The following is a 3,912-nucleotide window of genomic DNA, read 5'->3' as shown; positions in this document are numbered from 1 at the left end:
AAAGACCCGCTGGGCGAACTGATGGCCCAGCGCGCCACGCGCGGGCTGCCGCCAGCCGGGCCGGAGCCCTCCACCCAGGTTGCGCAGGCCCCCCAGGCCGCACCGACCGGCGCTGCGGTCGCCACGGCACCGGCGCAGCCCCCTGCCCCGCCGTCCAAGGGCACGACCACCGCCAGCAACCGGGCCAGCGCCACGCAGACCGACCGCATCATCATCGTGGCGCTGGACCCCGGCCATGGCGGCGAAGACCCGGGCGCCATCGGCCCGGGCGGCACGCGCGAAAAAGACGTGGTGCTGCGCGTGGCCCATCTGCTGCGCGACCGCATCAATGCCACCACGGTGGGCGGCAACCCCATGCGCGCCTTTCTCACGCGCGATGGCGACTTCTTCGTGCCGCTGGGAACCCGCGTCGAAAAAGCGCGGCGCGTGCAGGCCGACCTGTTCGTCAGCATCCACGCCGACGCCTTCACCACGCCCGAAGCGCGCGGCGCCAGCGTGTTTGCGCTGAGCCAGGGCGGTGCCTCCAGCACCGCCGCACGCTGGTTGGCGAACAAGGAAAACCAGGCCGACTTGGTGGGGGGCATCAACGTGCAGTCCAAGGACCAGCATGTGCAGCGCGCGCTGCTGGACATGAGCACCACGGCGCAGATCAACGACAGCCTCAAGCTCGGCAGCGTGCTGCTGGGCGAAATCAGCAACGTGGGCAAACTGCACAAGCCCCGCGTCGAGCAAGCCAGCTTTGCCGTGCTGAAAGCCCCCGACATCCCCAGCGTGCTGGTCGAAACCGCCTTCATCAGCAACCCCGAGGAAGAAGCACGCCTGCGCAGCAGCGCCTACCAGGTGCAACTGGCCGACGCGCTGATGCGCGGCATCACGCGCTACTTCGCGCGAAACCCTCCGCTGGCGCGCAGCCGGTCGGTGTAGGGGCCCCATTCCACCCACGCGGCTGCGCAGGAGACATCCCATGGCACTTCCCCACACGCCATCCGGCCAGGTTGTCAGCGTTCTCCCCCTGGGAGCGCGCCTGGCCCAGACCGCATCCAGCGCCATCCTGAAGGCGGGCCAGCTCGAAGTCATGCGGGTGGTGCTGCCCGCCGGGAAAAGCATGGGCGAGCACCGCACGCCCGGCGAGGTGACCGTGCAATGCCTGGAGGGCACCGTGGAGCTTCAGTCCGCAGGCACCACGCACCTCCTGCGCCAGGGCGATCTCGTGCATTTCGAGCCCCGAGCCCTGCACGGCCTGAGAGCGGTGGAAGACGCTTCGTTGCTGGTCACCGTCTGCCTTGCCCCCGGCTGAGCCTCACGCCCGCATCCGGGAACAGACCGCCCCGGCACGGGGTCGGTCTGAACCCGGCACCGCCGCACCACACCACCCGGCCCAGACCACCCGGCCGCACTGCGTGACCGCGAAGCCCCCCGCCGCGCGGCGCCACAAGCCCCACGTTGGCCGAGAGCCACGGCTCTCGCGTTCCTCGGCATGTCCCTGCGGCATTCGGCCTGCCACTGCGCCGAGTGTCCGACTTGCCACTCTCCGCACTGTCCTACAGTGGCTGGCCGGAGCCTCCTACAGGCAACGCGCTGCAGCGGATGGATAGTAGCGGTGTAACTGCGCAGGCGGCGCCGGCTGCATTGGCAGCCCCGTTGACGCCATCGCACTGAAGAAAGGAAACCGCCATGAACATCCGTCATGTCTTGATGATTGGCACCTGCACCGCAGCCTTTGCGCTGGGGGGGTGCGCCTCCAACCCCACCAACTCCCAGATCGGTACCGGCGTGGGCGCCGTGGTGGGCGGTGTCGCCGGTAACGCTGTCTTCGGTGGAACGCTGGGCACCGTGGGCGGGGCCGCCGCTGGCGCCCTGATCGGCCACGAACTGGGCCAAGACCGCGACCAGCGCAAGCCCCGCCGTTGATCCCGCTTCAGGCGCCCCCGCGGCTACCCCAACCCGCCGGAGGCGCCTCGTTCAGTACTCTCAGGCTGCAGGGGCCTTCTGGCCGGCGCGCCAGGCTCCGAAAATGGCAATCAGACCGGGCACAAAGATCATCGCCCAGATGATCTTGTCCAGATGGGTCTTCACCCAAGCGAAATTGCCGAAAAAATACCCGGCCGAGCAGATGCCCAGCACCCACAGCAGGCCACCGCCCACGTTGTATGCGGTGAACTTGGCGCGGCCCATTTGCGCCACCCCAGCCACGAAAGGCGCAAAGGTACGAATGAAGGGCATGAACCGCGCCATCACGATGGTGATGCCACCATAGCGCTCGTAGAATGCATGCGCCTGGTCGAAGGCGCGCCGGTTGAACCAGCGCGAGTCCTCCCACTGGAACACCTTGGGGCCGAAATACCGCCCGATCGAATAATTGCACTGATCGCCCAGCACGGCCGCCAGCACCAGCACCGTGCAGGCCAGCGGAAAATTCATGAGCCCCGCGCCGCACAGCGCGCCCACGATGAACAGCAGTGAATCGCCGGGCAGAAACGGCATCACCACCAGCCCCGTCTCCACGAATACGATCAGGAACAGCAAGGCATACACCCAGGCCCCATAGCTGGTGACAAAAGCTTCGAGGTATTTGTCGACATGCAGGATGAAGTCGATCAGAAAGGTCACAAATTCCATGGGGGTTCCGGCAACACGAGGCAGCGCGCATTATCCCCACCGGCCCGCATCGCCTGCCCGATGCCCCTGCACGCCCCGCCCTAAAATCGCCCGGTGAACGAAGCCCCCCCATCCTTGCCGCCCCGCCGCCCGATCCGCGACCTGCCGGACGAACTCATCAGCCAGATCGCCGCCGGCGAAGTGGTGGAGCGCCCAGCGTCGGTGGTGCGTGAACTGGTCGACAACGCGCTGGACTCGGGTGCCACGCAGATCACCGTGCGCCTGTTGGCCGGCGGCGTGCGGCTGATCGCGGTCGAGGACGACGGCTGCGGCATTCCCCAGGAAGAGCTGCCCATTGCCCTGCGCCGCCACGCCACCAGCAAGATCACCAGCCTGAGCGATCTGGAAACCGTGGCCACCATGGGCTTTCGCGGCGAGGCGCTGGCGGCCATCGGCTCGGTGTCGGAGATGGCGCTGCTGTCGCGCCCCGCGCACCAGCCGGGCGCCTTTTTGCTTGATGCCCGCAGTGGCGAGTTGCGCCCGGCAGCGCGTGGCACCGGCACCACGGTCGAGGTGAAGGAGCTGTTCTTTTCCACCCCCGCCCGCCGCAAGTTTCTGAAAACCGACGCCACAGAACTGGCCCACTGCATCGAGTCGGTGCGCCGCCACGCGCTGGCGCGGCCCGATGTGGGCTTTGCCATCTGGCATGAGGGCAAACTGGTGGAGCAGTGGCGCGCCACATTCACACCGGGCGATGCCAACGTGCAGGACGCCCTGGCGCGCCGCCTGGCCGATGTGCTGGGCGAGGATTTTGTGGCGCAGTCGGTGGCTGTGCAGCACCGCGTGGGGCCCGTCACCGTGACCGGGCGCGCGGGCCTGCCCGACGCCGCCCGCTCGCGCGCCGACCACCAGTACTGCTATGTCAATGGCCGCTTCGTGCGCGACAAGGTGCTGACCCACGCGGCGCGCAGCGCCTACGAAGACGTGCTGCACGGCCACAAGCAACCGGCCTATGCCTTGTATGTGGAGATCGACCCCGCGCGCGTGGACGTGAACGTGCACCCCACCAAGATCGAAGTGCGCTTTCGTGACAGCCGCGAAGTGCACCAGGCGGTGCGCCATGCCGTCGAAAACGCCCTCGCCGCCCCGCGCGCCGCGGCACTGTCCGCTGCCCCGGCCGAACCCGCTGCAGCCGCGGTGGGCGTGCAGGCATCCCAGCCCAATTTGGGCTCAAAACAGCCTCAGGTGCAGGCGTGGCAAGCGCAAGCAGCTATCAAATTTGAAGAACGTGGCCACCACGTGGCCGATCTGCAG

Annotated in this window: 5 protein-coding genes; 4 read left to right on the top strand and 1 reads right to left on the bottom strand. The window is 67.9% G+C overall.

Annotation, left to right across the window (positions count from 1 at the left end; genetic code table 11):
- The 3 genes from ACDELDRAFT_RS19940 to ACDELDRAFT_RS19930 form a co-directional block, all read left to right on the top strand.
- The coding region (locus ACDELDRAFT_RS19940) for an N-acetylmuramoyl-L-alanine amidase (protein WP_005799858.1) at positions 1 to 924 on the top strand (924 nt) is incomplete at its 5' end.
- A 40-nt stretch (positions 925 to 964) separates the two neighbouring features.
- A complete protein-coding gene (locus ACDELDRAFT_RS19935) occupies positions 965 to 1,297 on the top strand; it encodes a cupin domain-containing protein (RefSeq protein WP_005799857.1) in 333 nt (110 codons plus the stop codon).
- Between the two features lie 377 nt (positions 1,298 to 1,674).
- The gene (locus tag ACDELDRAFT_RS19930) at positions 1,675 to 1,911 is read left to right on the top strand and encodes a glycine zipper 2TM domain-containing protein (RefSeq protein WP_005799856.1); all 237 of its coding nucleotides are present in this window, start codon (positions 1,675 to 1,677) and stop codon (positions 1,909 to 1,911) included.
- 60 nt (positions 1,912 to 1,971) lie between these two features.
- On the opposite strand, the gene ACDELDRAFT_RS19925 is transcribed toward ACDELDRAFT_RS19930, so the two are convergent.
- Positions 1,972 to 2,619, bottom strand: a complete 648-nt coding sequence (locus ACDELDRAFT_RS19925; RefSeq protein ID WP_005799855.1) for a DedA family protein — start codon at positions 2,617 to 2,619, stop codon at positions 1,972 to 1,974.
- 93 nt (positions 2,620 to 2,712) lie between these two features.
- Between ACDELDRAFT_RS19925 and mutL the strand changes: the two genes are divergently transcribed.
- Positions 2,713 to 3,912, top strand: a 1,200-nt coding sequence (gene mutL / locus ACDELDRAFT_RS19920) for a DNA mismatch repair endonuclease MutL (RefSeq protein WP_005799854.1), incomplete at its 3' end; no start/stop codon positions are given.

This window comes from Acidovorax delafieldii 2AN (genome assembly GCF_000175235.1).
Lineage (GTDB): Bacteria > Pseudomonadota > Gammaproteobacteria > Burkholderiales > Burkholderiaceae_C > Acidovorax > Acidovorax delafieldii_B.
This window is presented reverse-complemented; position numbering and strand designations above follow the sequence as displayed.